Consider the following 25,679-nt stretch of genomic DNA (forward strand, 5'->3'; position numbering starts at 1 on the left):
GTAAGCCGGCCGCAAAACCAGCGCGGGCGCTATCTTGGCGGTGCTTCGAGCCCCTTATTTATGCTGTTTTCCCGCCTTTCCCTACCCCTCATTTTGGCCTTGGCAGTGCTCGCCGCCTGCGGCCCCGCCGACCAGCCCGCGGCCACTACCCCCCCGCCGAAGCCCAAGGCGCCGGGGCCCAACATTGCCACCCTCGCCGACAGTGCCGTGGCGCCCCAAATGCTGGCTTACCTGCGCCAATACCCCGGTTCGGAGGTGCTGTTTAAGACCCGTTTGGGCAATATCCGGGTGAAGCTCTACGACGACACGCCCATTCACCGGGCCAATTTTCTGCTGCTGACGCGCCGCGGCGTGTTCGACGAAACTGTGTTCAATCGCGTTGTCAAGGGCTTTGCCGTACAGGGCGGCCAAAGCCTGAACCGCACCATTCGGCTGCATCGCTACCGCCTACCTCCCGAAATTCGGCCAGGTCATTTTCACTTTAAAGGAGCGCTGGGCATGGCCCGCTACGACGACGAAAAGAACCCCGGCCACCTGTCGTCGAACACCGATTTTTACTTTGTGGTGGGCGAGAAGCTGGTGCCTTTCCAGGCCAAAGCTGCGGCGGACCGCCCCCTCACGCCCGCCCAAATCAAAACCTACAGCACGCTGGGTGGCGTGCCCTCGCTCGATGGCAAGTACACTGTGTTTGGGGAGGTTACCGAAGGGCTTGAGGTGGTGGAGGCCATCTCTAAAATCCCCGTCGACCCTCAGGATAAATGGCCAATAAATGACGTAGCCATGAAGGTGGAAGTGGTAAAGTAGCCAGGCTGTCGAATAAAACCAGCACGTTGTGCCGAGCTTGTCGGGGCACGACGTGCTGGTTTTAGTTCTAGGCTTATTCCGACCTACTGCCCCACGTACACCTTGCCCGCTTTCATCACAAAACTCGGCCGCGTAAGCGCCGAGATATCCTGCAAAGGGTCGCCCTCCACGGCCACCACGTCGGCGTATTTGCCGGCCTCCAGCGCGCCCAGGTTTTGGGGGTCGCCGAGCAACTCGGCGGCGTTGAGGGTAGCCGTGCGGATAGCGTTGAGGGGCGACATACCAGCCTCGGTCATGTAGCCAAATTCCTTGGCGTTCTGGCCGTGGCGATACACGCCCGCGTCGGTGCCGAAGGCCACCCTTACCCCCGTCTTAATGGCTCGGCCAAACGTGCCCTGCATCTGGGTGCCCACGTTGAGCGCCTTGGCCGCAATCACGGGCGGAAAGTAGCCGGGGTGCGCCCGCACGGTATCGGCCACCGACTTGCCCGCGATGAGCGTGGGCACGTACCAGGTGCGGCTTTTAGCCATGAGCTGAATGGCCTCGGCATCCATCAGCGAGCCGTGGTCGATGCTCGTGACGCCGGCCCGCACCGCCCGCTTGATGCCCTCGGCGCCGTGGGCGTGGCAGGCCACGGGCATGCCCAGGTCGTGGGCAGTCTGCACAACCGCCCGAATTTCCTCTTCCGTGTACTGCGCGCCGGTACCGTCCTTGCTCAGGTCGAGCACGCCGCCGGTGCTGGCAATTTTGATGAGGTCGGCGCCGCGCCGAAACTGCTCGCGCACGGCTTGGCGGCACTGCTCGGGGCCGTTGGCTACCCCCTCGGCGGGGCCGGGGTTGAGCTTATCCATCATAAAATCACTCAGGCCATCGGTGCTGTCCATGTGCCCGCCGGTGCTCGAAATGGCCGTGCCCGCCGAGTAAATGCGCGGCCCCGGCACCAGGCCCTGGGCCACGGCCTTGCGCAGCGCCGTGTTCACGCCCGAGCCCCCACAGTCGCGCACGGTGGTGAAGCCCGCGCGCAGCGTCGTGAGCGCAATGGCCTGCGCCCGATAGGCGATATCGGCGGGGTTGAGGGTAAACTGCTCGGCAAACGAGGCCCGGCTCTGCTGGCTTTCGAGGTGCACGTGGCAGTCGATGAGGCCGGGCAGCACGGTGCGGTTTTCGAGGTTGATAACCTGGTCTTGGGCGCCGCCAGCCGCGTAGCCTGCCTGCACCGCCACAATGCGGTCGCGCTCCACCACTAGCGTTTGCTGGCTCAGCAGGCGTCCGCTGCGCACGTCAAGCAGGCGCCCGCAGTGCAGGTAGGTTTTTTGGGCAAACGCGGCCGGCCCAGCCAGGCCGAAAGCAGTAAGTAGGAGGAGTATGCGAGTAGCAGTGCGCATGGACTAAGAAGCGAAAAAGTGTGAAAATTTCGCTGCAAGCTACGCGCTAGGCCGCTTTGCTACCCCCTCGTTTTTCTCAGGGCTTCTCGGGCTTCACCATCGGCTGCAGGCGCGTGAGTAACTCCGTCAGTTGCTGATAGATAAAATCGGCGGCCTGCTGGCGCATGCTATTCGCGTCGCCCTTAAACTGCGTCCGGTACTCGTGGGCGTGCTTGTCAATAAAAATCGTCACGAACACGGTGCCCACCGGCTTATCGGGAGTAGCTGAGGGGCCGGGGCCACAGAGGCCCGTCACGGCCACGCATACGTCGGCTTCGGGCAGGTGGCGGTGCAGGCCCATGGCCATTTCGTTGGTTGTCTGCTGGCTTTCGGCCGAGTAGAGCTCGATGGTTTCGGCGCTCACGCCCAGTAGCTTTTGCTTGGCCAGCGCGTGGTACGTCACCACCGAGCCCAGCAGCACATCGCTTATGCCCTCGGTGGGGGCCAGTTGGGCGGCCACTAAGCCACAGGTGCAGCTTTCGGCCAGGGCCAAGGTTAATTTATATTGCAGAAAGAGCTTGATGAGAGGAGTGCAATCGGACGCAAACGGGGAGGATTTCATGCAGAGTACAAGAGGGAGCAAGGGTCTATCTACCATCCTACGCAGTTAGCCCGCCGTGGTGTTGCAGCCGCGCCCAGCCGGGCGGCGCGCCCAAGCCGACGCTACGCGCTACGTTTGTGAGCCTAAGCGCCGCTAAAGCGCCGGTTACTTTCCCCGCTTTTCTCTTTTTTATGACTACCCAACAAGATTTCGAGGCGGCTGCCCAGCAGGCGCAGCAACTGCCCGCCAAGCCCTCCAACACGGTGCTCCTCCAACTCTACGCCCTCTACAAGCAAGCCACCGAAGGCGACAACACCGGCACTCGGCCCGGCGGCTTCGACTTCAAGGCCATTGCCAAGCACGATGCCTGGCACCAACTCGCCGGCCTCAGCAAAGACGCTGCCCGCCAGCAGTATGTGGAGCTGGTGGCAGAATTGGTGGGGTAGGTACTCCTGCGTTACGCTACAAAAGAACGTCCTGCTGAGCAAAGTGAAGCAGGACGTTTTAGTGAGTTGCCTTACTAGTTGATAGCAATGCCAGATGGACATTTCCCGCAAAAAGCCCAGCTACCCGCTCACGCCGGCCCTGCGCCAATACCTGCGCGACTACGACCGTGAGGCGCCGCTGCCCGTGAGCTACGCCGATTTGCTGCGCTTCAGCAATTCGTTTCCGCTGCTCGACCGGGCGGGCAAGGATACGCTGTGGCAAACGGTGTTCTACGAGCCCAGCACGCTCGTGGAGCTTAGCCAGGGCTTGGTGCAAGTATATGCGCTGCTCAAAACGGCCGGCGACCTCTCGTTTGCCAACGACCTACTGGCCGACCGCATCGATTATTGCCGCTTCGGCAACTCGCATCCGTTTCGGGTACGCATCCTCAACCAACTCAACGATAACTACGATTATTTCTACGTGAAGCAGGCTGATGCCTCGCGTCTCTATGGCCTGGAGCTGGAGCATTTGCTGTCGCCGAACTCGATGAACTACCTCGTAGACAGTGGCAATACGCTCATCGAGGAGCATATTGCCGGCATTCCGGGCGACGACTTTATCCGGCTGCGGCTCAACCAGCCGCACCTCAACCAAGTGCGCATTGCCAAGGAGTTTGTCAAGTTCAACGAGCGCTGCTTTGCGCGCTTGCTCGGCGATATGCGGGCCTACAACTACGTCATCGACGTGACGCCCGACTTCGAGGACGAGCAGTATCGGGTGCGGGCCATCGACTTCGACCAGCAGAGCTACGAAGGCCGCCGGGCCATGTATGTGCCGCAGTTTTTCAAGGATAATGCGCCCGTAGTAGACCTGTGCGCCCGGCTGCTCAAGTCATCTACCCTGCGCCAGTACCAAGCCGAGGAGCGCACCCTAATGGCGCGTCGCGCCCGCGCCGAGCGTCACCGCCTCAAGGCCCTGCTCGACGTGATGCGCCGCCAAGAGCTGGCCCCCGTCGCCAAAGTAGACGAGCTCAAAACGGCCCTCAACCGCTACCACCGCACCCAAAAATTTGATGCTTGCGACTCGATGGGCGACGTGGTGCGCCTCAACCTGTGGCTGATGCTGAAGGTAATGTAGGGGGGTAGGGCAGGAGTAGCCAAGCGCAATCTAGTTTGTAAAAAAAGCCCGGCCTGCTGCACAAAGTGCAGCAGGCCGGGCTTTGGGGGCTGATTTTTATGCCTACACCGTTTTTGGCGCGGGCAAGTCAAAGGCTACGGCTGGGTGCTCAAAGTGGCCCTTGTGCGAGCCATCGCAGAATGGCTTTTGGGCGCTGAGGCCGCAGCGGCAGATGCTGATGCGCTGCCGGCCGCCGAGGCCGTAGGGCTGGCCTTGGGCATCGACGAGTTCGAAATCTTCGCCCTCCACGCGGAGCGAGCCATTGGAGAGAACGGTTAATTTGGTAGCCATGGTCTGGTTTGGGTTGGTGAGTAAAGGGGGGGGTAGGGCTACAGGTCTTTGCGCAGCACAAAGTCGTTCATCCAGTACGGGCCGATGGGAATATCCTCCTCGCGGTGCTGGGCAAACCCTTGGCGCTCGTAGAAAGCCAGCGCCGGGTTGTGGCGGTTCACGTTGAGTTCTAGCGTGCGGCCCCCGGCGGCCCGTACCGCTTCGACCACGGCCTGGAGCAGGTGCTGGCCCAGGCCCTGGCCTTGGTGCGAGGGCAGGACGTATATTTTGTTGAGGTGGTACACATTATCGGGCTTCTCCGAGTAGGAGGCAAACCCGCTGGCCTGCCCTTCTACATACGCCAGCAAGAAGGTGTGGTGCTGCTCGCGCATCTGCCGGCGCAGCGAGGCCGGCGTGTAGATGACGCGGTACATGTAGTCAATCTGCTCTTTCGAGATGATGAAGCGGTAGGTAGGCTCCCAGGTAGCTTCGGCCAGCTCAATGATGGCCGGAATGTCCTGCTCGGTGGCGGGCTGAATGTGGAGGGGCGTGGCCGGAACGGCCGGGACAGAGCGAGAAGGCATATAAAGCGTAAGAAGCGGGCGAAGGTCGGCCAAAAAAGCGACTTTTGTGGCCCACACGGCATACGCAGCGCCCGGCCTTCGCGTTAAGTTGGCGTCTAATTTGCCTAGGCTGGCGTATCCTTTTGCACTAGCCCCGTACTATTTACTATGAAAAAAGCCGTTTTTTTGCCCGTACTGCTGGCTTCGCTACCCTTGGTGGGAATTGCTCAAAATACAACGCAGGATAGCCTGCTGCGCCAGGGCGACCTGGTAGGTGGCCGCCCCCACGCCTCGGTGCCGCGCACGGCCGCCACTACGCGCCGCGCTACTACGGCTACTACTGCCGTAACCAATGCTGACCCTGTGCTGGTGAAAATGCTGCACGAGAGCGTCGATATCAGCCGCGTGCCAGCCAGCCAGATAAACGACCTCTTCGAGCGCTTTCTAGAAGCCACTAACGACCAGCGCCGCCAGTGGAGCGACCGCGACTGGGACGAAGCCAGTGCCACCCTTACCCGCCTCAATGCCCGCTACGAAGCCGTGCGCCTCGAACTGCCCCTTACCGAGCGCGTGAATGTGCGCCGCTGCCAGGGCGAGTTTCATACCCTGCAAAGCGCCCGGCGCGTAAAAGAGCGCCTCGACAAATAAACCCTATGCCCCACCTCCGGCTAGCGGCGTGTGATGGCCCACTGCCAGGCCGCCAGCGAGTTGCGAAACGAGCGGAGTACTAAATTTTGCTTGAGAACATCCACAAACTCGGGCCCTCCAGGGGCCGCGGTTACTGGGCTGCTGAGCTCGTGGGGCAACACGTGAGAGAGGACGCTTACCCCCTGCTCCAGGGCCTGTGGCAGCCACTCGTAGTGCAGCCACGGCACCGCCTCGCCCCAGTCGCCGGTGGCGAGGCGATGGTTGCTGAGCAAGCGGCGGGGTAGGGGCCGGCCCCGAAATAAGTCGAGGCTGGCCTGCGCGCCCTGCACAATAGACGAGGCCGTGAGGTGACCGTGCCAGCGCACATACAGCAAGTCGTGGGCCGGAAAATAGTCGAATTCGGCCAGTAGCGCCCGATGGGGGTCGGGCAGGTCGAGCAAGCGCTCGGCCGTATTATAAGTGGTTTTCATAGCGAAAGAAGCAGGAAGAACAGAGCGAACCGGCGGGGCCGGGTAAAGGATGCGGCAAGTACGGCGGGGCTGCGGAGGCTACGTATCTTTGCCAGCTTTCCGCCCTGCTATTTCTCACCTCACTATGCACATTGCAATCGTCGGCAACATTGGGGCCGGCAAAACCACGCTGGCCCACAAACTGGCCCAGCACTTTCGCTGGGAAGTTTTTTTAGAAGAAGTAGATGATAATCCGTATCTGAAAGACTTCTACGCTGATATGCCGCGGTGGGCCTTCCACTTGCAAGTATATTTTCTAAACGGACGCTTCCGGCAAACGCGGCGCATTCAGGAATTAGTGCGCCAAGGCAAGAGCGTTATTCAAGACCGGACTATTTACGAGGATGCGCACATTTTCGCTGCCAACCTGCACCAGTCGGGCTTACTTGCCGAACGCGACTACGCAAATTATTACGCCCTGTTTAAGAGCCTGATAGACCTCGTAAACCCGCCCGACCTGCTGCTTTACTTGCGGGCCGACCTGCCCAAGCTCATCGGCCAGATTGAGAAGCGGGGCCGCAACTACGAAAACACCATCAGCATCGAGTATCTCAAAAATCTCAACGAGCACTACGACCAGTGGATTGCCAACTACAAGCACGGCAAGCTGCTCATTATCGACGTGAACGAGCTGGACTACGTGCGCCGCCCCGAAGACTTGGGCGACATCATTGAGCGCATCAATGGGAAACTGTTCGGGCTGTTTTAGTCAATAAAGGGGCAGTGCGGTAACGAGCAGGTGTTGTTGACCTATTATCCCCCTTTCGGCGCTACAGTACCCCAAGCGATAAGGAATCCAGAATAACCGTCGTTGCTCCTGCATTAGCTCATAAAATATTGTTGCACAGGCAGTATATAGTAATTTCTGCAACTGCGGGCGTCCTCAAAGCAGCGCTACGACGGCTTTGAGGACGCCCGCCACCGAAGTAAGCCACTGAGCAAACTTCTCCTTTATTTGGCCAAACGCGACGCGGTACGTGAGGTACATCGTGGGTTTTACCAGGCTTTGCTTTAAGGCTTGAATAATGTGCTCGAAGTCGGCCGGGGTAGCTAAAAAATGGCTGCGTGCCTTCAAAAGCGTGCGAACTGGTACCGTAGATGCCAATGCGCTTGCTGCGCAGCAGCGCTTGGTCTGCGAGGGGGGTAGGGGCAACCCGTTGGTTGTCAGCGAAACGGCCGGGTTCGGTGCCGACTAGCGTATGCCTAACAAGCTGATTAAGCGTTGGCCAGGGCCCGGTCGAGGTGCACGTAGCCGCCGTCGATGTGAAGTATCTGGCCCGTGGTGTGGCTAGAGCGGGCCGACAGCAAAAACGCCGTGGTGTTGGCGATTTCCTCGGCCGTGGTCATGCGGTTGCCCAGCGGAATCTTGCGCGTGATTTCGCGTAGTTTCTCCTCGGGGTTGGGCAGCGTTTGCACCCAGGTTTCGTAGGCCGGCGTCCAGCACTCGGCCACCATCACGGCATTGACGCGGATGCCATACTTGAGCAGCTCGACGGCCCACTCGCGGGTGAGCGCGTTGCGCCCGCCGTTGGCGGCTGCGTAGGCGGAGGTGTTGCCTTGCCCAGTTTCGGCCGTTTTGGAGGTAATGTTGACGATGGGCCCCTGCGATTTTTTGAGTTCGGGCAGGGCGTGGTGGGCCATGAGGTAGTAGTGCACCACGTTGCGGTGCAAGCTTTGCATAAAGCCTTGGTAGTCGCCTTTTTCCAGCCCTACCCCGTCGTTTACGCCGGCATTGTTTACCAGCCCGTCGATGCGGCCAAACTGGGCCACCACGGCCTGCACGGCTAGCTCGCACGCGGCGGGTTCGGCGAGTTCGGCCACTACCTGGCCGGCGCGGCCGCCGGCCGCTTCAATGGCCGCCACGGCCTGCTGGTTATCGGCCTCCTGGCGGCCGACGATAACCGGAATGGCGCCCTCCTGGGCAAGCACGCGCGCAATGCCTTCGCCAATGCCCTTGGCGCCCCCCGTCACGATAATCACTTTGTCTCGAAGCTGTAAATCCATGGTGGGTAAGGAGTAATAAGCAATAAGGAACGAGCAATTAATCGGACAAGCCGTAAAAACGCACTGCATTGGTACCCCAAAACTGCGCCTGCTCGGCGGCCGACAGCCGGGCGACGTAATCCGCTACCAGGGCGTACAGCCGCTCGTAGCCGCCGGCCACGTTGCACACCGGCCAGTCGGAGCCAAATAGGACGCGCTGGGGCCCGAAGGCTTCAAACACCACGTCGAGGTAGGGCCAAAAATCTTGAGGTTGCCAGTGCAGCCAGTCGGCTTCCGTCACCAGGCCCGAGACTTTGCACAGCACGTTTTCGTGGGCGGCCAGGGTCCGCATGTGCTGCCGCCAAGGCTCCAGCTCGCCAGCTTTGATGAGCGGCTTGGCACTATGGTCGAGCACAAACGGCTGCAGCGGTAAGGCCCTGGCCAGCTCGGCAGCGTACGCCAGCTGGTCGGGCAAAATCAACAAATCGTAAGTGAAGCCGTGCAGGTAAAGCGCAGTCAGGCCGCGCCGAAACGCGGGCCGCAGCAGCAGCGCCCGGTCGGGTTCGCCTTGCAGCACGTGCCGAAAGCCCTTGAGCTTCGCAAACTGCTGGTAGTAAGCTAGCCGCTCCGCCACGTTGTCGGCCTGCAAATCGACCCAGCCCACTACCCCCTTAATAAAATTGTGCGCCGCGGCCAGCTCCAGTAGCCAGTCGGTTTCGGCTTCCGACTGGCTGGCTTGCACCGCCACGCAGCCATCGAAGCCGTGCTGTTGCAGAATAGGCTCTAAATCGGGGGGTAGGAAGTCGCGCTGAATAGCCGCCATCTCGGGCGTTATCCAGCTATCACGCACCGGGTCGAAGCGCCAAAAATGCTGGTGGGCGTCAATTCTGGCCATATGCTTTCACTACTTGGCGCGACGTGCCCAGCCCGTCGATGCCCAGCTCCACCACGTCGCCGGGCTTGAGGTACACGGGCGGCTTAAAACCTAGCCCTACCCCCGCCGGCGTGCCCGTCGAGATGATGTCGCCGGGTAGCAGCGTCATAAACTGGCTGAGGTAGGAAATGAGGAAGGGAATCTTGAAAATGAGGTTGGCAGTAGTACCATCCTGCATGGGTTGGCCGTTCACGGTCAGCCACAAACGCAGGTTATTGACGTCGCCGATTTCATCGGGGGTAGCTAGAAACGGGCCGACGGGCGCGAAGGTGTCGCAGCCCTTGCCCTTGTCCCAGGTGCCGCTGCGCTCCAGCTGAAACTCGCGTTCCGACACGTCATTATGCAGCGTGTAGCCCGCGATATACGCCTGCGCATCAGCTTCTTCTACGTATGAGGCGAGCTTACCTATAACGACCGCCAGCTCCACTTCCCAGTCAGTTTTGGTCGAGTTCTTCGGAATGACAAGGTCGTCATTCGGCCCCACGTAGGCGGTGGTCGACTTCATGAAAAGCACCGGCTCGGGCGGGGGGGTAGCGCCGGTTTCGCGGGCGTGGTCGGCGTAATTCAGCCCAATGCACAGAATTTTGGAGGGCCGCGCCACGGGCGGGCCCAGGCGCTCGTCGGCGGCGAGCGGGGGTAGAGCGCCGGCATTGGCCTGCACAAACTCGGCGAGCCGTTGCAGGCCATTAGTCGCAAAAAAGTCTTCGGTATAATCTTGGCCAAAAGCCGAAACGTCGTAGCGCTGGTCGTGCAGCAGAATGCCGGGTTTCTCTTGGCCGGGCTGGCCGTAGCGAATGAGTTTCATGAGTAGAAATCAGGTGTTTAGCGTAATAAAGCCGCCATCGAGCGGGTAGTCGCAGCCCGTAACGAAACCGGCCTCGTCTGAGCACAGGTACAGGGCCAGGGTAGCAACTTCGGCGGGGGTGCCCATGCGGCCAATGGGCTGGCTGCGGGAGAGTTTCTCGAAGATTTCGGCTTCGCGGCCAGCGTAATTCTTCGCAATAAAGCCATCCACGAAGGGCGTGTGCACCCGCGCGGGCGAGATGCTGTTGCAGCGAATGTTACTACTGAGGTAGTCGCGAGCCACCGATAAGGTCATGGCGAAGATGGCGCCTTTGCTCATCGAATAGGCAAAGCGGTCGGTGAGGCCCACGTGCGCCGCAATGGAGGCCAGGTTCACAATGGCGCCGCCCTGCGCTTTCATCAGCGGCACGGCCGCAAACAGGCAGTTGTAGGCGCCCTTCACATTGACTTGGTACACGCGGTCGAAGTCGGCTTCGCTGGTCGTTTCGACAGTGCCGACGTGCGCGATGCCGGCATTATTCACAAGCACATCGACCCAGCCAATGGCTTGAAAAGCAGCTACTACCTGCGCCTGCTGGCTGACGTCGGCGGCGTGCACGTGGGCCCTACCCCCGGCCTGCCGGATTTCGTCGGCCGCCTGCTGCCCAGCTTCGGCGTTTAGTTCGATGATGTGGACCTCCGCCCCTTGGCGGGCAAAGAGCAGCGCAATGGCCCGGCCAATGCCGCTGCCACCGCCCGTAATGACGGCGCGTTTTCCGGTTAAGCTAAACATGCGTTAGTGAGCTGCGACGAGCTTGACAGATTTGACTTTGAGGTTTTGCAGCGCAAATAACAGCACTACCAAAAAGCACAGCGCCGGCACCACGTAGGCCACCTGGATGGTGCTGGCATCGGACACGCGCCCCGCAATAACCGGAAAAATAGCGCCGCCCACAATGGCCATAATTACCAGCGACGAGCCTTCTTTGGTTTTGGCGCCCAGCCCGCGAATGCTGAGCGAAAAAATAGTGGGAAACATGATGGACATAAAAAATTCGACGCCCATTAGCGCGTACACCGAGGGCTTGCCGGGCAGCAGCACGGCCAGCAGCACCAGAAAAAAATTAACCAGACTGTACAACGCCAGCAGGCGCGCCGGGCGCACATACTGCATCAGCGCCGTGCCAATGAAGCGCCCCGCCGTGAAGCCCAGCAGCGCCCCCGACAGGTAGAGCGCCGCCGTTTTCTCCGCAATGCCCGCCACGCGCTCGGCAAAGCGAATGAAAAAACTGCTGACGCAGACCTGCGCTCCCACGTAGAAAAACTGCGCTACTACCCCCAGCAAAAGGTTTTTTTCGCGCAATAGCGAGCCGCCCGCAATGCTGGCTTCGTCTTCTTCCACCAACTCGGGCAGGGGCGTGCGCAGCAGGGCCAAGGCCACCAGCAGCACTACCCCCCCAATAAGCAAGTAGGGTATTTGCACGGCTTGCGCCTCGTGGTTGAGGTAGGCCGCGAGCTGCGCGGGCGACATGGCGCCCTCCTGCGCGGCCGTCAGGCGCTGGCCCGACAAGATGAACATGCCGCCGAGCAGCGGCGCCAGCATGGCCGCCAACCCGTTAAACGATTGCGCAAAGTTGATGCGCCGGGCCGCCCCGTCGGGGTCGCCGAGCACGGTAATGTAGGGATTGGCCGCGGTTTCGAGAAAGGTGAGGCCGCAGGCAATGATGAAGAGCGCCGCCAGAAAAAAGGCGTACGAGCGAGCAGCTGCGGCGGGGTAAAACAAAAACGCGCCGGCCGCAAACAGCAGCAAGCCCACGATAATGCCCCCCTTGTAGCCAAAGCGTTTCATGAATTGCCCGGCCGGAATGGCCAGTAGAAAGTAGGCGATGTAGGAAGCGGAATCGATAAAGGCCGACTGCGCATCGGTGAGCTGGCAGGCTTTCTTGAGGTGCGGTATCAGAATCGGGTTCAGGTTCAGCGCGAAGCCCCACAGGAAGAACAGCGAGGTGATGAGACCAATGGCAAGCCGGTTGCTACTGCGCGTAATCATGGGGTGGGGGTAGGGAACAGAAGGAAGCTCGCACGAGGCCCGAATAGGCCAATGCGCCGCCACCCAAGTTGGGCAACGGCGCATTGATAAACAAGAAGATAGACAAATCGCTTGGTTATTTTAGCGGGTCGAAGGCGCCGACCCAGGCGTTGTTCTGCACCAAGCTGGGGTTGTTGTCGATGGCCGATTGCGGAATGGCAAAGAAGTAGTAAGCCGGCAGCCAGTTGATGGTGTACTTGGTATCGAGCTGCTTGAAGGTGATGGTGAAGTAGTTGGTATAAGCCAGGTCGAGGTTCTCGTTGTCGCGGGTGGTAGCGAAATCGGCAGGCATAGCCGTGGTTTTCAAGTTGATAAAGGCCCCTATTCGGCACTTGCCATCGAGGGTGCTCTCGGTTTTTTTCCAGCGCCGCAAAGCCCAGAAGCGCTTGCCCTCGAAGGCAAACTCAAGCCGCCGCTCGTAGAAAATGGCGTTGAACATCTGGGTGCGGGTCATGCCGGCTTGCAAGCCGTAGTTGCCATCGCGTGCGAAAAACCATTGCGAAACGACTAATTAGCCGAAAGGGCTCGTAGGTGCTATCGATTACGCAGGTAGCATAGCGCACAGGCTACCTGGAAATGCCGCGTACGTGAGCTGGATAAGTGAGCAGAAACAGGTTATAAAGATTAAAACCTGGGACCCGCAGCCTATCCTGGCTTTTGGCATCTTCTTGTAGGCTATTAGCCTAGCTGGCCTGCTAGCTCGGAAAACCAAGCAGTTTTCAGGCAATCGACACAACGAGATAGAAGTTCCTCTCAGTAGGCCAGGCCAAGCTAGGGCTGGTACTGGGCTCACCTTTTATCAGGCCGTGAGCAGGGCCGTATTTAAAAACTCGACCCACGGCCGCGCCGCTTGAATGCCGGCTACTACGCGCTCGATAAAGTCGGGCGCCAGCACCTCGGCATCCGAAAATAGGCGCCCTACCCCATAGCTTTTGAGCTTGAGCCAGGGCAAGTCGGGGTCGGTGGCGGCGTAGCCACGGGGCGGGCGCGTTAGTTGCTCGCCGCTCATATCTAAGCCGGTAGGGAAGTGGCTGCGCAAAAGCGCATCTTCGAGCAGGCGGTGAAACCCGGCGCTGTCGTAGTGAATTTCTTGCCGGATGGCGGCCAGTTCGGGTGGGGTAGGCGTAAAGCGTCCCGCCCGCAGCCACGAGCCGCCCCCCGGCATCAGGGCCAGAAAATAGCCGGCGCGCAACGCATGCCGCCCGCCCGGCACTAGCCCCGCGCCCAGGCGGCGCTTGTAAGGTTCGGGGTCAGTTTGGCTGCGGTCGTTTTTATGGAGCCGAAAGAGTACTTGCGCCGGCGTAAGGCCCGCTAGCTCGGGGGCGATGGGCGTGGCCTGGCGCAGCACTTGCGTCACGAGTTCGGCAAACGTGTCGCGGGCGCGCAAGTAGTCGGCGCGGTGGGCCTGCATCCAGGCCGTATTGTTGTTAGCCGCCAGGCGGCGCAAAAAATCCAGTACGAAAGCCAGGTCCATGCCAGGCCTTAACGCAACTAGGGGGGGTAGGGGTTCTAGGCCAGTTCCAAGGTGTCGCCCACTTGGATGAGGCCGCTAGGGGGCCCCGTCACGTTCTGGCCAAAGAGCACTTTGCTGCCTTGCTTGCGGTAGGTGGCCAGCGTGCGCAGTGGCTCGCTGCTGGGGTTTTTCTGGGCCGTGGCCTGGTCGATGGTGGTGACGACGCAGCGCCCGCAGCCTCGCACCGCCCGAAAGGCGTGGCCCGCAATCTGAAAATTGCCCCAACTCATTTCTGCATCGGCCGCTACCCCACTCACCACCAGGTTGGGCCGGAAGCGGTCCATGGGTACAGGCTCGGCAAGCTGGGCATTGAGCTTGGCCAACGATTCTTCACTGGCCAGCAGGTAGGGGTAGCCATCGGCGAAGCTAACGAGCGTGCCGGCAGGGTTCAGCTCGGGCTTGTCGGGCTCGACTTCGCGGCGCACCATATCCGACATGTACACCAGCTTGCATGCGCGGTTGAGGGCCAGGCTGAGCCACTCGTCGGCTTCGGGCGCGCCGCGCCAGGCAAATACCATATCGTCCCAGATGGTGACAAACAAGGTTTTATCGGGGCTGGCTACGAAAGGCACGTAGAGCGGCAGCAGCTCGGGCCGCTGGCGGTGGCGCAGCAAAAACCCATTGTGGGCAGCCTCCACGGCCAGCAGCGCCATCTCGGCGTGCTCGCGCTGGGTAAGAAAGCGGTTTTGGGCATCTACTACCAGCCAGCGGCGGTCGTGGCGCAGGCCCTGCGGCGTGAGCTCGGCGGCCGGCAAACTAATGCCCCCAAGCGACTTAACAGGATAAATAAATAGACCGGTGAGCGTAGGCAAGGGGGTAGGCATATGAGCAAAGTTAGGGCTTAAAAAGAACGTCGGGCTTCCCGTAAGGAGGTCCGACGTTCTTTTTAAGCCCTAATTGCAAAGGCAACGCCTAGTGCAGCGCTCGCTTTTTTACCATGCCGCCTTTGGCATCGTTTACGCTGTGCATAATGATGAAAGCTCTGGGGTCGAGTTGGTTAACTTCGGTCGTGACCTGCGATACCTCTAGGCGCGTGACCACCGTAAACACAATGTCGATGGGGCTGGGCTGCTCGCCGCGCGAGCCGTAGCCGCGGTGGCCGGCGTATACCGTAACGCCCCGGCCCAGGCGCTCGGTGAGGGCGCGCCGGATGGCGTCGCTGTGTTCGGAAATAATAGTAACGCCGGTATATTCTTCAATGCCATTGACCACAAACTCAATGGTTTTGGACGCGGCCAGGTAGGTAAGAATGGAATAGAGCGCCGTGGGAACGGATATCACCAAGGCGACGATAATAAAAATTAAGATATTGAGCACCAGTACAAAGTCGCCTACGCTTAGGCTGGCTTTGCGGCTGAGGTACACGGCCAGAATTTCGGTGCCATCGAGTACGCCGCCGCCGCGCATGGCCAGGCCAATGCCGGCGCCCAGGAAGAAGCCACCAAACACGGCAATCAGCATTTTATCCTGCGTGACGACCGGGAAGTGCACCACCTCAATCACTACGGCCAGCGCCAGAATGGCGCCCAGCGCCCGCACCGCAAAGCTCCTACCCAACTGCTGGTAGCCCAACCAGATAAACGGCAGGTTGAGCGCAACCAGGTAGACCGACAAAGGCAGGTGGCCAGGGGTGAGCCGGGCCGCCAGCAGCGAAATGCCCGTGACGCCACCATCAAACAAGCCGTTGGGCAGAATGAAGGCTTCGAGCGCGAGCGCCGCCGAAAAAACGCCCGCTACCAGGTAAAGCAGGTTGCGGATTTCCGATTTTAGCCACGACTCGGCTGGGCCGGTAGGCGGGTTCAGGTGGGCATCGGCAATGGCCGGATGATTGGTAATAGCGGCGTCCGACGCCGGTGCGGCGGCTGGGCTAGCCCGTAGCCGCCGCAGGCGTTCTAAGATGAATAATTGAGGAAGCATGCCTCAACTTACGCAAAAAATCAACCTGGCGCCGAAGCTAGGGCTTCTTGGTTGCCTCGGTTTGGGCTGCTAGCTGTAGGGCTGCGTACAAATCGACAATGCCGCCAGTGGCCGAAAGCGTAGCGAAATCCGCTTTCTTACCCTTCTCGCCGGGCACCAGCACCAGCGTATGGTGTACCTGCGCCGACTGCCGAATAATGCGCTTGAGGTCGACGGCCGTGAGGCTGGGGTAATACGACTTGAGCACGGCCGCTACCCCCGCCGTCACGGGCGAGGCCATGCTGGTGCCGCTTTCCGAGCCGTATTTATTGCCGGGCAGTGTGGAGTAGATGCCCACGCCGGGCGCAAATACATCGACTTGGCGCTTAGAGTAATTCGAGAAGCTGGCGGTCAGGTTCTCATCGTCCTGCGGGCCCGAAGCGCCGACAGTCAGCAAGTTGGGTGGCACCGTGCCATCGAGGTAAAACGAGGCGGGGTAGTGGGGGATGACGTCGAGGTTATCGTCTTCATTGCCCGCAGCGTGCACCAGCAGCACGTTTTTGCTGGCGGCGTACTTGTAGGCCGCTTCCACGGCCGGGCGCTGGGGCGAGAACTCCTTGCCAAAGCTCATATTGATAATCTGCGCCCCGTTGTCGACGGCGTAGCGGATGGCGTTGGCCACGTCCTTATCGCGTTCGTCGCCGTTGGGCACGGCGCGTACGCTCATTACCTGCACGGGAGCCGCGGCAATGCCTTGTACCCCCAGGTTATTCGTGCGCACCGCGGCAATGATGCCGGCCACGTGGGTGCCGTGCAGCGCGTCGGGGCCCGTCACGTCGTTGTTGCCGTAGTTGCGCTGCGTAACGTCGTCGGGGTTGTCCTTCACAATGTCGGCGCGGGCATTGAATTTGGTATTCAGGCTGTAGTCGAGCTGCTCACGCTGGTCTTTCAGCTCCGTGCCAATTTCGGCCAGCAAGGCGTCGGTGTCGCCGATGCCGCCCTGCTTCATGTTCTGGTAGAGCGAGAGCAACAGGCCACCGCCCTCCGCCTCGGGAAGCTTGGCGGCTGCTTGGCGCATAGTAGCCGTATCGAGGCGGGTTACGCCCAGCTTCTGCTTGAGCATGGAGGTCATTTCCGTGAGCGGGCCGCTTATCTGCTCGCCCTGCTGCAACTCCTCCGTAAGCTCTTTGCGCTTGGCGTCGTAGGCTTTTTTGGCCTTGAGGTACGTGGCGTAGTCGGCCTTGTCGGCGGCTTTCACTTGGGCGGCGGTTTTGCCCGCGAAGCGCGGCCCCAGCTTGGCCACCACGCGAGTCACTTCGAGGGTTTCGACCGAGATATTGCGGCCATCCTTACCCCCCAAAAAATTCCAGCCGTGCACGTCGTCGATGTAGCCATTCTTATCGTCGTCGATGCCATTGCCCGGAATTTCGCCGGGGTTGCGCCACAGCACAGGCTTGAGGTCGACGTGCGCCGTGTCGATGCCCGAGTCGATAACGGCCACCACTACGGCCGTGGGCACGCGGCCCTTCAGCAGCTCGGCGTAGGCGCGGGTAGTGCCGGTGCCGGGCGTTTTATCCAGCTGCGGGTCGCGCAGATACCACTGAGCGGCAGCGGCTTCGGCCACGGTAGGCCCGGCGGGCGTGGTGGTAGTGGCGGGTGCCGCCGCGTCCGGAATAACGGGGGTAGATTGGGCCACGGCCAGGGTGGCGGGTAGGGCAAGGGAGGTAGCCAGCGCTAGGCGCGGCCAGGTAGCAAGTCGGTTGGAAAGCATCAGCAATAATAAAGGCGGCCTCAAAACGGCCGCATAGGTATAGACGCAACGGGGCGGGTAGGCGTTGCGCCCAGCCACGGGTGGGCTGCGCCGCAGCATAACCCGCGCCAGCGCCCCGGCGTACCAAAGATATAGCCATTATTCCCTGCTCATGCCTACCCTTGCCCCCGCCGAACTCTCGCGCCAGCTGCGCCTCGGCCATAGCCCCGACCTTACCCGCCGCCGCTGGATAATCGGTCTTTCGTTTGTAACGGCGGTGGCCGGCCAAATCGTGACGCTCTACCAGACGGGCATCATTTCGCACCTACCCGACCCGCCCCTCGCTGTATTCGATTCTGATAAAGTAGACGCCTCCGACTACGCCTACAAGCGCCTGCAAATGCCCGACGCGCCGGCCATGATTATCACGGCTGGCATCACGGCTACGCTGGCTTCGGCGGGCGGCCAGGAGCGGGCTACGCAGCAGCCTTGGCTACCAGTTGCGCTGCTCGGCAAAACCCTTATCGACCTGGTTACCAATGTGCAGCTAGGCCGCGAAGAGTGGCAAGAGAACAAAAAGCTCTGCTTTTACTGCCAGGCCAGTACGGTGGCCGCCACCGCAACGGCCATCCTGGCCGTGCCCGAAGCCATTAAGGCTATCAAAACACTGCTGGGTAAAAAAGGCTCGGCTGCGAAGTAGGGGGTAGGGAAGTGCAGCCAGCTTAGCGGCTCGGCTACACCTCCACCACCTCACCCGAGCCGAAATAATAAATAACCCCGCGCACGTCCACGTACCCAAGCTCGCGAAACAGCCGGGCGTATTCGCGCAGCCGGATTTTGTGGATATCCTGCGGGGGCGGCAGCTTAAAGTCGAGCATCGTCACGGTTTGCTCGGCGCGGCTACCCCCCTCGCCAAACACAATGCGGTCGGGCTTGTAGGCGCGGTGCGTGTGGCCGCCCACCAGTATTTCGCGCTCCGTTTCCACCGCTAGTCCTTCGGCAAAGTAGGGCGCTAGGCGCTCGTCGGCCAGCAGGGTGCGCAGGCGGGTTTCCAGCTCGGGCCTTTCCTGCTGATTAACAATGCCCTCGGCTACTAATTGGCGCAGCGAGCGGCTTAAATCCTTTGCCGACAGCAGCCGGCGCAGGGCGTAGTGCAGCTTGCGGTTGAGTTCGCCCAGCTTTTCCTGCTCGTCAAAATCGAATACGGTGGTGGCGTGGCGTCGCAGCTTTAGCCGCTCATCCCAGGGCGTAGAGCGAAGATTAGTGAGCGCAAACTGGCGGCCGGCCGGCTTCGCAGCTAGCGCTTTCACGTCGGCCGCTGTACCCTGGTTAAGCACAAAGCTGGTGGTTTCATCCTGCCACTGGCCCCGGTGGCGGAGGTAGCCGGCCAGCAGGTCGGCCACATCGCGGGCGGGGCCTTGGTTGGCGGCCGGCACGGGGGTAGGGCTAAGGGGCAGCTCGCCAGTGGTTTTCTTGGGTTCGGCCGGCAGCTTGCTGATGATGTAGAGCCGGTGCCGCGGCCGGGTGAAGGCCACGTAGAGCGTGTTGAGGCCGTCGAGGAGGGTTTTTTCGCGCTCCTCGGTGTCTTGCTCGGCCAATGGCGTGTAGGGCAAGGTCTTGTTGAGGCGCACCACGGCCACATCGGGCAGCTCGGGCAGGGGCTTGTCGGCCGCGTCGAGCCGGCCCCAGAGCAAGGTGTCGGGCCGCGTTACCAGCGTCCAGTCGGCAAACGGCACGATGACGATGCCGTACGCCAACCCCTTAGCCTTGTGCACGGTAGTGATGGTAATGGCATCGGCCCCGCCCGGCGCGTTGATGCTCAGCGAGCCCTTGCGCTCGTCCCAGTGCGTGAGAAAGCTGCCCAAGTTGTTGCCGTATTTAAGGCTGAATTCCAGCGTTAAATCCAAAAACCGGAACAGGTAGTCACTTTCCGCATTAGCGCCCAGCAGCCCAAACGTGCCAATGAGCCGCTCGGTCAGCTCATACAGCCCCAAGTTGCCGGTGCGGTGCTCGTCCACATCAAAACCCAGGCTCCGCAGCTCGTCAAAAAAGGGCTTGCCAGTTTCCTTATCATTGGCCACTTCGGCAATGTGCCGGGCGCGCGCTGGGGTAGGGGGTAGGCGCCGCACCACTTTGTCGAGCAGCAGCAGGGCTTCGGCCCGCGCCAGCGTGTCGCCGCTTTGGTGCAGCACCCGCATCACGGCCACCAGCAGGTTCACCACTTCGGCAAACTGCAAGGCCAGCGAATCAGCCGAGATAATGGGAAAGCCACGTTCTTTTAAAAACTTGGCTATCAGCCGGCTCTGCCAGCGTGTGCGGCACAGCACCGCCACTTCGCGCAGGGGGTAGCCATCGGCCAAGGCCTGCTCTATCAGTTGCAACGCCAGGTAGCAGGTGCTTTCGTTGTAGTCGAGCGCGGCCTCGGCTGGGTAGCCCGGCAGCGGCTCGTCGAGGTACTGGCCGAGGGTAGGGGCGTAGCGGCGCGCCGGCGCGTCCTTGCTCGTAAAAAGCAGCTCGACGTGGCCAGGGGGGGTAGGGGCAATGGCCGCCGAATTGGCGGCCGGCACCAGCTGCTGAAACCCGTCCTCAAAAATACCAGCTACCAATTCGTCGTCGGTGTTGCGCTCCCGAACGTAGGTAAAGAACTCATTATTAAAGCTAATAATCTCGGCCCGGCTCCGGTAATTCGTGGCCAGCGAGCGCGGCTCCAGCGTGTTTTGCAGCGTGAAGTAGCGGCCCTCCAGCAAGTGGCGCATGTCGGCATCGCGGGCGCGGGCGGCGAGCGCCGGCGTGTCGCCCTGGTAGAGGCGCAAAATTTGCTCCAGCTCGCCGCCCCGCCAGCGGTAGATGGCCTGCTTGGCATCGCCCACTGCCAACGACAGCCCCCCATTCGACACCGCGTTTTCGACCAGGGGTAAGAGGTTATTCCACTGCAAAACCGACGTGTCCTGAAACTCGTCAATCAATAAATGACGGTATTTTTCGCCCAACCGCTCGTACAAAAACGGCACCGGCTCGGTGAGCACAATGGCCGCAATGCGCCGGTTAAATTCTGAAATCAGCACCACGTTGCGCTCGCGGCTGATGCTTTCGACCAGCTTATTCAACTCGCTCAGCAGCGAGGCATGAAAAAGAAAAGGCTGCAACGCGCCCAGCAGCAAGTAGCTCGGCAAGTGCTGCTCGCGCAGGGCCAGCAGTTCGCCAAATATCGTTTCCAACTCGGGCTGCGCAGCTTCTACGGCGGGCACCAGGCCGGCCTTCTTGGCCTTATCGCTCCACCACTTGCCGCTCTCGATGGTTTTGCGGGCCGTGGGGGTAGGGAACAGCGCGTCTTTTTCGGGCGCGCTCAGCCAGCGCTCCCACTTCGTAAAGTGCCCATAAATGCCGTTGCCGCCACTAGCCAAGTGCTCGGCCGCGATGCCGCCGCTCGTCAGCACCGCCAGGGCGCGGTCGGCCTGCGCTTGCACGGCCTCCTCGGTGGCGCGCTGCCGAGTACGAATTTCTTGGTCGAGCGTCCGAAAGTCAGCCATCGTTTTTTGGCTCAATTGCGCCACCGCCTCGTGCACACTCTCGTTGAACAAAGCCCGGCCAAAATCGAGTAGCTCGTCGGGTAGCTTGTTCCAGTTGCGGCCCTGCTCGGCCTGGCCCAGCGCGTAGTCGGCCAGCGTCTGGCTCAGCAGCTTGCTCTGCGGGTCGCGGTTCACCTTGTCGAGCAGCGCGGCTACTGCCGAGCGCAACACGCTATCGGTATCCAACTCCACCTCAAACGAGGCGGGTAGGCCCAGCTCGCGCGTAAAAGCCGTCACAATCCGCTGCACAAACGAGTCAATCGTGCTCACTGCAAAGTCGGCGTAGTGGTACAGCACCAGCCGAAACGTAGCCGCCGCCCGCCGCCGCACCTCCTGCTGCCACTCGGCGGGGGTAGTGAGGTAGGGCGGTAATTGCTGCTCCTGTGCTAGTTCGGTCGCTACTTCGGTCAGTAAGGCATCGGGCTTGTCGTCAGCACCTTGCGCAAAGCGTCGCAGCGCTCCTACAATGCGCTCCTTCATCTCGCCCGCCGCGTCGTTGGTGAAAGTTATCGCCAGAATATTCTTAAAATAGCTTGGGTTGAAACGCCGCTCCCCCGTGGGGTCAGCCGGCTGGGGGTAGCCCAGCGCCAGCTTGAGGTATTCTTTCGTTAATTGGTACGTCTTGCCGGAGCCGGCTGAGGCGGAATAGATGCGAAAAGGGGCAGGCATTATTTACGTTGAACAAACACAATAACTTGCTTAGAGATATAGCTTAGCTGGAAAGCTGATTTCCAATGGGCCAAACCGCTGTAAGCTTTATCAATCAGATACTTTCGCAGGAAAAAACGTTGATTTTGTTGCGGGAGCTTTATTTCTTAAGGAGGACTTGAGAGGCAGAACGATGCTGCAACGGTGAGCGGCATTGAGTATACTTGGTAATGATTTAGGGCAGCCAAGGGTTCTGACAGCAAGCAGCAGAAGCGTACTATTTACTGTTTCCCAATAGGCAGCAACCGCTCTGCCACGTCCCCCGGCACCCGCACCGGCCGGCCAGTGCTTGCATCCAACAGCACCCACTGTGTTTCGGCGGCGCACAGCAGTTGCCCATCGGCCACGCGCTCGATGCGGGTGAGGCGCTTGGAACTGGCGCCCTTCACGTCGGCCACCCACGTAGTAGCTCGCAGCTCCTCGCTCGCATAGGCCGAGCGCAGGTAGCGTACCTGATGCTCTTGCACTACCCACACCTGGGGGGGAAGAGAATCGGTAGGCGGATAAAGGTGGTGCCAGTGAGCAGCAGCCACGTCCTGCACCCAGCGTACATAGGCCACGTTATTGGCGTGGCCGAGCTGGTCGATGTCCGACTCTGCCACGCTAAAGTCGTGACTAAAAGCGCGGGACGGGACTTCGGGAGTATCCATAAGTTTTTTTAGGGGTAGGCGAAGTTCGGGAATTTTGTCTATCTTTGGCGCAACTCAAGGAATTGAGGTGCTGTTCCGGTCCGCACAGGTTGTTTACGCATCCGAGGTCCTTCCAGCTCGCCCATTGCCTTGACGACACACCAATTTTTTTTTATTATGCCGACCGGAACGGTAAAATTCTTCAATGAAACCAAAGGCTTTGGTTTCATCAAAAATGACGAAACTGGCGAAGACATCTTCGTTCACGTCACGGACCTCGTAGATGCCAAGTCGCTGCGCGAGAAAGACAAAGTTCAGTACGAAGAAGCCCAAGGCCGCAAAGGCCCGAACGCTGTAAAAGTAGCGTTGCTCTAAGCTAACGACACTTTTAAGTGCTACGAAAGGTGCGATTCCTCGCTGGAATCGCACCTTTTATGCTTTTACAGCTTTTCTCTTTTCTCCATGCCCTACCCCCATCGGCATAATAAACGGGGGTAGGGCACGGAGAAAAGAAAATTAATAAGGTTATAGTAGCAAATTTCTCAAATAAAATACGTACCTTTGCACCCGCATTTGAGAACGGCCCCATTGAGTGGCCGGGGTGGCCCAGAGTAAGTAGTTGGCCGCCGAGTAATTTCCCGTTTTATCGGTCGTATTTTTTCCGCCTTGTCGTTAGTAGGAAGGTTGAGGGGGAAGAAGCGCCGCCGCTGTTGAGCCGGCTGTTTTCAGAGCGTAGTCTCATTCCCCACAAGCTGCCCAGGTTTTGGAAAACCAGGCGGCCCAGCAACCTATTCCGTTCCAACATGGATACCGAACAAGTAGAAAATACCCCCGTTAAAGCCGTCGACAAAGCTAAAATTCGCTTCGACGAACTCAATCTCTCCGCTGAAGTACAGCGTGCCATCACCGAAATGGGCTACGAGGAAGCCTCGCCCATTCAGTCGGCCGCTATCCCCGTATTGCTCGCTGGCAAAGACGTTATCGGCCAAGCCCAGACGGGTACCGGTAAAACGGCTGCCTTCGCCATTCCCGCCATCGAAGGAGTAGACGGTGAAAGCCGTGACGTACAAGTAATTGTGCTTTGCCCTACCCGCGAACTTGCTGTGCAGGTTTCGGGCGAAATCCAGAAGCTAGGTAAGTATAAGAAAGGCCTGGCTGTAGTGCCGATTTACGGCGGCTCGTCCTACGACCGGCAGTTCCGCGCCCTAGAGCGCGGCGTGCAAATCGTCATCGGTACTCCTGGCCGTGTGATGGACCACATCGAGCGCGGCACGCTGAAGCTTGATAAGGCGACCAAAATCATCCTCGACGAAGCCGACGAAATGCTCGACATGGGCTTTCGCGAAGATATCGAGTTTGTGCTCAGCAAGATGCCCGAGAATCGCCAGACGGTGTTCTTCTCGGCTACGATGAGCAAGCCGATTATGGACATGACCAAGAAGTACCAGCGTGACCCGCAGGTAGTGAAGGTTAACCACCAGCAAATGACGGTGTCCAACATCGAGCAGAGCTACTTCGAAGTGCGTGGCCCGCAGAAGAAGGATGTCCTGACTCGCATCATGGACATGTACAACCTGAAATCGACCATCATCTTCGCTAACACGAAGCGCATGGTAGACGAGATTGTGGCTGACCTGCAAGCCAAAGGCTATTTCGCCGACGGCCTGCACGGCGACATGAGCCAGGCTCAGCGCCAGAACACGCTCGATAAATTCCGCAAAAACACGCTCGAAATCTTGGTGGCTACCGACGTAGCCGCTCGCGGTATCGACGTTGACAACGTGGAGGCCGTATTCAACTACGACCTGCCTGCCGACGAGGAGTACTACGTGCACCGCATCGGCCGCACCGGCCGCGCTGGCAAGAATGGCCGCGCCTTCACTTTCGTGAGTGGCCGCGACATCTACAAGCTGCGCGACATCATGCGCTTCACCAAGGCCGATATCAAACTGGCGCAAGTGCCCTCGTTTGCTGACGTGTCGGAAGTGAAAACTACTTTGTTCCTCAACCAGATTAAGGAGGTTGTGGAGAAAGGCGGCCTCGACAAGTACATCGGCCGCGTACAGCGCCTGCTCGACCAGAGCGAAGAAGTGACGTCGCTCGACATCGCGGCCGCGCTGCTCAAGATGACGATGAAAGAGGATAAGCGCAACGAGCAAAGCCTCGACGCTAGCCGCGAAAAAGGCGCTAGCCGCCCCGGCTATACCCGCCTGTTCATCAGCATGGGCAAGAAGGACCGCCTGCACCCCCGCGATGTAGTGGACTTGATTGGCGAGAGCACTAACCTGCCCGGCAACAAAGTGGGTGATATTGCGCTCTACGACAAGTTCAGCTTTGTAGAAGTACCGAACGAGTTCGCTGAGGAGATTGTGGGCCAGCTTGGCCGCAGCAGCATCCAAGGCCAGCCGGTTACGTTCAGCATTGCTACCCCGGTGCAGGACGCAGCTGCTAAAGAAGAAGGCACTAACCGCCCCGAGCGCCGCGAAGGTGGCTTTGGTGGTGGCGAGCGTCGCGGTGGCTTCGGCGGCGGCGACCGTCGCGAAGGTGGCCGCCCCCCGTTTGGCGGTGGTAGCCGCGGTGGCTTCGGTAGCGGCGACCGTCGTGAAGGCGGTAGCAGCTATGGCGGTGGCTACAAAGGCAACCGTGACGGCGGCAGCAGCTACGGCGACCGTGGCGGCAGCCAAGGCGGTGGCTACCAGCGTGGCGGCTACAAAGGTGGCCAAGGCGGTGGCAGCAGCTACGGTGGCGGCTACAAAGGCAAGCGTGACTCGGGCGAGTAGTCTTGCCTGAAGCTTAACTAAAAAGGCCCCAACTGCTTCAAGCAGTTGGGGCCTTTTTAGTTAAGCTTCTTTTCTCGTGCATCCAGCAAAACCGAAGTGAGGGTAGGGGCAACTAAACCGCTAGTAAACAAAACAGGCTACCCCACTGGGGTAGCCTGTTTTGTTTGTAACAGCTTTTAGCTGTGTTGCTCTAATTTAAAGACTACTTTGATGAGTCGCGCAGTGCTTTGATTTCATTATGAGCAGCGAGTACGCCTTGTGACTGCTTTTCGATAATCGACTTAAGCTCGCTTGGCAAGTCTTGTACTTTAGTAGCTTCTTCGTAGGCCTTCTTAGCTACATCTTCCCCACGCTCGCACTCAGCGAGGATGGCGTGGTTGTCGTGGCCAGTTACGGCGGCTTTCAAGTCAATCCAAGCGTGGTGAATGGCACCTACTACCGACGAGCCCTCGTTGGTATCGGGATGCAGGTCAAGCTTAAACATTTGGTCTTCTAGCTCGGTAACGTAGCTCGCCCGCTGCGCCGAATATTTCTTGAACAAGTCTTTCAGGTGCTGGTCCTTTACGTCAGTCATCGCATCGGCGTAGCCTTTCTGGCCATCTTTGAGGACAGTGATGAGTTCGTTGAGGGCGGCTTGGGTGGCTTTGGCTTCCATGAGTGGAAAGAAAATTAAAGTGGGAG

Annotated in this window: 28 protein-coding genes; 8 read left to right on the forward strand and 20 right to left on the reverse strand. The window is 59.9% G+C overall.

Translation table 11 applies throughout. The features are described from left to right. The first annotated feature begins 60 nt into the window (after positions 1–60). Entirely contained in the window at positions 61–804 is a 744-nt protein-coding gene (locus GO988_RS03710; RefSeq protein ID WP_157562161.1) for a peptidylprolyl isomerase, read from the forward strand. 83 nt (positions 805–887) lie between these two features. On the opposite strand, the gene GO988_RS03715 is transcribed toward GO988_RS03710, so the two are convergent. Both GO988_RS03715 and GO988_RS03720 read right to left on the reverse strand, forming a co-directional pair. Then, positions 888–2,189 (reverse strand): metal-dependent hydrolase family protein, encoded by a 1,302-nt coding sequence (locus GO988_RS03715; protein ID WP_157562162.1) that lies wholly within the window; start codon positions 2,187–2,189, stop codon positions 888–890. A gap of 76 nt (positions 2,190–2,265) precedes the next feature. Further along, entirely contained in the window at positions 2,266–2,790 is a 525-nt protein-coding gene (locus GO988_RS03720) for a CinA family protein (RefSeq protein WP_157562163.1), read from the reverse strand. Positions 2,791–2,960: 170 nt separating this feature from the next. Here GO988_RS03720 and GO988_RS03725 point away from each other — a divergent pair, with 170 nt between their 5' ends. Both GO988_RS03725 and GO988_RS03730 read left to right on the forward strand, forming a co-directional pair. After that, positions 2,961–3,215: an acyl-CoA-binding protein gene (locus GO988_RS03725; RefSeq protein WP_157562164.1), complete on the forward strand. Its 255-nt coding sequence runs from the start codon at positions 2,961–2,963 to the stop codon at positions 3,213–3,215. 94 nt (positions 3,216–3,309) lie between these two features. Beyond that, positions 3,310–4,335, forward strand: a complete 1,026-nt coding sequence (locus GO988_RS03730; RefSeq protein WP_157562165.1) for a hypothetical protein — start codon at positions 3,310–3,312, stop codon at positions 4,333–4,335. 102 nt (positions 4,336–4,437) lie between these two features. On the opposite strand, the gene GO988_RS03735 is transcribed toward GO988_RS03730, so the two are convergent. Together GO988_RS03735 and GO988_RS03740 are read right to left on the reverse strand one after the other, a co-directional pair. Next, on the reverse strand, positions 4,438–4,665 hold the full coding sequence (locus GO988_RS03735; protein WP_157562166.1) for a CDGSH iron-sulfur domain-containing protein: 228 nt from the start codon (positions 4,663–4,665) through the stop codon (positions 4,438–4,440). A gap of 38 nt (positions 4,666–4,703) precedes the next feature. Beyond that, entirely contained in the window at positions 4,704–5,228 is a 525-nt protein-coding gene (locus GO988_RS03740; RefSeq protein ID WP_157562167.1) for a GNAT family N-acetyltransferase, read from the reverse strand. A 147-nt stretch (positions 5,229–5,375) separates the two neighbouring features. Between GO988_RS03740 and GO988_RS03745 the strand changes: the two genes are divergently transcribed. After that, positions 5,376–5,855 carry a hypothetical protein gene (locus GO988_RS03745; RefSeq protein ID WP_157562168.1) on the forward strand — a complete coding sequence of 160 codons (480 nt, stop codon included), beginning with the start codon at positions 5,376–5,378 and terminating at the stop codon, positions 5,853–5,855. Positions 5,856–5,875: 20 nt separating this feature from the next. Here GO988_RS03745 and GO988_RS03750 read toward each other — a convergent pair whose 3' ends face one another. Beyond that, a complete protein-coding gene (locus GO988_RS03750) occupies positions 5,876–6,325 on the reverse strand; it encodes a hypothetical protein (protein ID WP_157562169.1) in 450 nt (149 codons plus the stop codon). 124 nt (positions 6,326–6,449) lie between these two features. Here GO988_RS03750 and GO988_RS03755 point away from each other — a divergent pair, with 124 nt between their 5' ends. Further along, positions 6,450–7,073, forward strand: a complete 624-nt coding sequence (locus GO988_RS03755) for a deoxynucleoside kinase (RefSeq protein ID WP_157562170.1) — start codon at positions 6,450–6,452, stop codon at positions 7,071–7,073. A 174-nt stretch (positions 7,074–7,247) separates the two neighbouring features. Here GO988_RS03755 and GO988_RS03760 read toward each other — a convergent pair whose 3' ends face one another. The 12 genes from GO988_RS03760 to GO988_RS03810 form a co-directional block, all read right to left on the reverse strand. Further along, a complete protein-coding gene (locus tag GO988_RS03760; protein ID WP_157562171.1) occupies positions 7,248–7,439 on the reverse strand; it encodes a hypothetical protein in 192 nt (63 codons plus the stop codon). Between the two features lie 140 nt (positions 7,440–7,579). After that, entirely contained in the window at positions 7,580–8,368 is a 789-nt protein-coding gene (locus GO988_RS03765; RefSeq protein WP_157562172.1) for an L-fucose dehydrogenase, read from the reverse strand. Positions 8,369–8,405: 37 nt separating this feature from the next. Beyond that, positions 8,406–9,242 (reverse strand): amidohydrolase family protein, encoded by an 837-nt coding sequence (locus tag GO988_RS03770; protein ID WP_157562173.1) that lies wholly within the window; start codon positions 9,240–9,242, stop codon positions 8,406–8,408. Then, the gene (locus tag GO988_RS03775; RefSeq protein WP_157562174.1) at positions 9,229–10,086 is read right to left on the reverse strand and encodes a fumarylacetoacetate hydrolase family protein; all 858 of its coding nucleotides are present in this window, start codon (positions 10,084–10,086) and stop codon (positions 9,229–9,231) included. The genes GO988_RS03770 and GO988_RS03775 overlap by 14 nt, the downstream gene beginning before the upstream one ends. A 9-nt stretch (positions 10,087–10,095) precedes the next feature. Continuing rightward, positions 10,096–10,857, reverse strand: a complete 762-nt coding sequence (locus GO988_RS03780; RefSeq protein ID WP_157562175.1) for an SDR family NAD(P)-dependent oxidoreductase — start codon at positions 10,855–10,857, stop codon at positions 10,096–10,098. 3 nt (positions 10,858–10,860) lie between these two features. Next, positions 10,861–12,114, reverse strand: a complete 1,254-nt coding sequence (fucP, locus tag GO988_RS03785; RefSeq protein WP_157562176.1) for an L-fucose:H+ symporter permease — start codon at positions 12,112–12,114, stop codon at positions 10,861–10,863. Further along, positions 12,098–12,220, reverse strand: coding sequence for a hypothetical protein (locus GO988_RS24345; protein WP_262885643.1), 123 nt, complete (start codon positions 12,218–12,220; stop codon positions 12,098–12,100). The genes fucP and GO988_RS24345 overlap by 17 nt, the downstream gene beginning before the upstream one ends. Positions 12,221–12,229: 9 nt before the next feature. Beyond that, positions 12,230–12,607, reverse strand: coding sequence for a RagB/SusD family nutrient uptake outer membrane protein (locus GO988_RS03790; RefSeq protein WP_157562177.1), 378 nt, complete (start codon positions 12,605–12,607; stop codon positions 12,230–12,232). Between the two features lie 345 nt (positions 12,608–12,952). After that, a complete protein-coding gene (locus tag GO988_RS03795; protein ID WP_157562178.1) occupies positions 12,953–13,627 on the reverse strand; it encodes a DUF2461 domain-containing protein in 675 nt (224 codons plus the stop codon). A gap of 35 nt (positions 13,628–13,662) precedes the next feature. After that, on the reverse strand, positions 13,663–14,490 hold the full coding sequence (locus tag GO988_RS03800; RefSeq protein ID WP_157562179.1) for an MOSC domain-containing protein: 828 nt from the start codon (positions 14,488–14,490) through the stop codon (positions 13,663–13,665). 88 nt (positions 14,491–14,578) lie between these two features. After that, complete coding sequence (locus GO988_RS03805; RefSeq protein WP_157562180.1) at positions 14,579–15,583, reverse strand: YitT family protein; 1,005 nt, start codon at positions 15,581–15,583, stop codon at positions 14,579–14,581. 37 nt (positions 15,584–15,620) lie between these two features. Beyond that, positions 15,621–17,333 carry a S8 family peptidase gene (locus GO988_RS03810; RefSeq protein ID WP_157562181.1) on the reverse strand — a complete coding sequence of 571 codons (1,713 nt, stop codon included), beginning with the start codon at positions 17,331–17,333 and terminating at the stop codon, positions 15,621–15,623. Between the two features lie 151 nt (positions 17,334–17,484). Between GO988_RS03810 and GO988_RS03815 the strand changes: the two genes are divergently transcribed. After that, the gene (locus tag GO988_RS03815) at positions 17,485–18,012 is read left to right on the forward strand and encodes a vitamin K epoxide reductase family protein (protein WP_157562182.1); all 528 of its coding nucleotides are present in this window, start codon (positions 17,485–17,487) and stop codon (positions 18,010–18,012) included. Positions 18,013–18,046: 34 nt separating this feature from the next. Here GO988_RS03815 and GO988_RS03820 read toward each other — a convergent pair whose 3' ends face one another. Then, entirely contained in the window at positions 18,047–21,550 is a 3,504-nt protein-coding gene (locus GO988_RS03820) for a UvrD-helicase domain-containing protein (protein WP_157562183.1), read from the reverse strand. Positions 21,551–21,810: 260 nt separating this feature from the next. After that, the gene (locus GO988_RS03825) at positions 21,811–22,239 is read right to left on the reverse strand and encodes an acyl-CoA thioesterase (RefSeq protein WP_157562184.1); all 429 of its coding nucleotides are present in this window, start codon (positions 22,237–22,239) and stop codon (positions 21,811–21,813) included. Positions 22,240–22,395: 156 nt separating this feature from the next. On the opposite strand from GO988_RS03825, the gene GO988_RS03830 reads away from it, so the two are divergent. Further along, positions 22,396–22,593: a cold-shock protein gene (locus GO988_RS03830; protein ID WP_157562185.1), complete on the forward strand. Its 198-nt coding sequence runs from the start codon at positions 22,396–22,398 to the stop codon at positions 22,591–22,593. A 428-nt stretch (positions 22,594–23,021) separates the two neighbouring features. Next, positions 23,022–24,998 carry a DEAD/DEAH box helicase gene (locus tag GO988_RS03835; protein ID WP_157562186.1) on the forward strand — a complete coding sequence of 659 codons (1,977 nt, stop codon included), beginning with the start codon at positions 23,022–23,024 and terminating at the stop codon, positions 24,996–24,998. Positions 24,999–25,200: 202 nt separating this feature from the next. Here the strand turns inward: GO988_RS03835 and GO988_RS03840 are convergent, their stop codons facing one another. Further along, complete coding sequence (locus GO988_RS03840; protein WP_157562187.1) at positions 25,201–25,653, reverse strand: PA2169 family four-helix-bundle protein; 453 nt, start codon at positions 25,651–25,653, stop codon at positions 25,201–25,203. Positions 25,654–25,679: the final 26 nt, after the last annotated feature.

The sequence above is a fragment of the Hymenobacter ginkgonis genome (assembly GCF_009755225.1).
Lineage (GTDB): Bacteria > Bacteroidota > Bacteroidia > Cytophagales > Hymenobacteraceae > Hymenobacter > Hymenobacter ginkgonis.

What these genes read in the sequence shown, in the direction of transcription:
- GO988_RS03710 (WP_157562161.1), top strand. Translation starts at nt 61, where the DNA reads ATGCTGTTTTCCCGCCTTTCCCTACCCCTCATTTTGGCCTTGGCAGTG.
- GO988_RS03715 (WP_157562162.1), bottom strand. Translation starts at nt 2,189, where the DNA reads ATGCGCACTGCTACTCGCATACTCCTCCTACTTACTGCTTTCGGCCTG.
- GO988_RS03720 (WP_157562163.1), bottom strand. Translation starts at nt 2,790, where the DNA reads ATGAAATCCTCCCCGTTTGCGTCCGATTGCACTCCTCTCATCAAGCTC.
- GO988_RS03725 (WP_157562164.1), top strand. Translation starts at nt 2,961, where the DNA reads ATGACTACCCAACAAGATTTCGAGGCGGCTGCCCAGCAGGCGCAGCAA.
- GO988_RS03730 (WP_157562165.1), top strand. Translation starts at nt 3,310, where the DNA reads ATGGACATTTCCCGCAAAAAGCCCAGCTACCCGCTCACGCCGGCCCTG.
- GO988_RS03735 (WP_157562166.1), bottom strand. Translation starts at nt 4,665, where the DNA reads ATGGCTACCAAATTAACCGTTCTCTCCAATGGCTCGCTCCGCGTGGAG.
- GO988_RS03740 (WP_157562167.1), bottom strand. Translation starts at nt 5,228, where the DNA reads ATGCCTTCTCGCTCTGTCCCGGCCGTTCCGGCCACGCCCCTCCACATT.
- GO988_RS03745 (WP_157562168.1), top strand. Translation starts at nt 5,376, where the DNA reads ATGAAAAAAGCCGTTTTTTTGCCCGTACTGCTGGCTTCGCTACCCTTG.
- GO988_RS03750 (WP_157562169.1), bottom strand. Translation starts at nt 6,325, where the DNA reads ATGAAAACCACTTATAATACGGCCGAGCGCTTGCTCGACCTGCCCGAC.
- GO988_RS03755 (WP_157562170.1), top strand. Translation starts at nt 6,450, where the DNA reads ATGCACATTGCAATCGTCGGCAACATTGGGGCCGGCAAAACCACGCTG.
- GO988_RS03765 (WP_157562172.1), bottom strand. Translation starts at nt 8,368, where the DNA reads ATGGATTTACAGCTTCGAGACAAAGTGATTATCGTGACGGGGGGCGCC.
- GO988_RS03770 (WP_157562173.1), bottom strand. Translation starts at nt 9,242, where the DNA reads ATGGCCAGAATTGACGCCCACCAGCATTTTTGGCGCTTCGACCCGGTG.
- GO988_RS03775 (WP_157562174.1), bottom strand. Translation starts at nt 10,086, where the DNA reads ATGAAACTCATTCGCTACGGCCAGCCCGGCCAAGAGAAACCCGGCATT.
- GO988_RS03780 (WP_157562175.1), bottom strand. Translation starts at nt 10,857, where the DNA reads ATGTTTAGCTTAACCGGAAAACGCGCCGTCATTACGGGCGGTGGCAGC.
- fucP (WP_157562176.1), bottom strand. Translation starts at nt 12,114, where the DNA reads ATGATTACGCGCAGTAGCAACCGGCTTGCCATTGGTCTCATCACCTCG.
- GO988_RS03790 (WP_157562177.1), bottom strand. Translation starts at nt 12,607, where the DNA reads ATGACCCGCACCCAGATGTTCAACGCCATTTTCTACGAGCGGCGGCTT.
- GO988_RS03795 (WP_157562178.1), bottom strand. Translation starts at nt 13,627, where the DNA reads ATGGACCTGGCTTTCGTACTGGATTTTTTGCGCCGCCTGGCGGCTAAC.
- GO988_RS03800 (WP_157562179.1), bottom strand. Translation starts at nt 14,490, where the DNA reads ATGCCTACCCCCTTGCCTACGCTCACCGGTCTATTTATTTATCCTGTT.
- GO988_RS03805 (WP_157562180.1), bottom strand. Translation starts at nt 15,583, where the DNA reads ATGCTTCCTCAATTATTCATCTTAGAACGCCTGCGGCGGCTACGGGCT.
- GO988_RS03810 (WP_157562181.1), bottom strand. Translation starts at nt 17,333, where the DNA reads ATGCTTTCCAACCGACTTGCTACCTGGCCGCGCCTAGCGCTGGCTACC.
- GO988_RS03815 (WP_157562182.1), top strand. Translation starts at nt 17,485, where the DNA reads ATGCCTACCCTTGCCCCCGCCGAACTCTCGCGCCAGCTGCGCCTCGGC.
- GO988_RS03820 (WP_157562183.1), bottom strand. Translation starts at nt 21,550, where the DNA reads ATGCCTGCCCCTTTTCGCATCTATTCCGCCTCAGCCGGCTCCGGCAAG.
- GO988_RS03825 (WP_157562184.1), bottom strand. Translation starts at nt 22,239, where the DNA reads ATGGATACTCCCGAAGTCCCGTCCCGCGCTTTTAGTCACGACTTTAGC.
- GO988_RS03830 (WP_157562185.1), top strand. Translation starts at nt 22,396, where the DNA reads ATGCCGACCGGAACGGTAAAATTCTTCAATGAAACCAAAGGCTTTGGT.
- GO988_RS03835 (WP_157562186.1), top strand. Translation starts at nt 23,022, where the DNA reads ATGGATACCGAACAAGTAGAAAATACCCCCGTTAAAGCCGTCGACAAA.
- GO988_RS03840 (WP_157562187.1), bottom strand. Translation starts at nt 25,653, where the DNA reads ATGGAAGCCAAAGCCACCCAAGCCGCCCTCAACGAACTCATCACTGTC.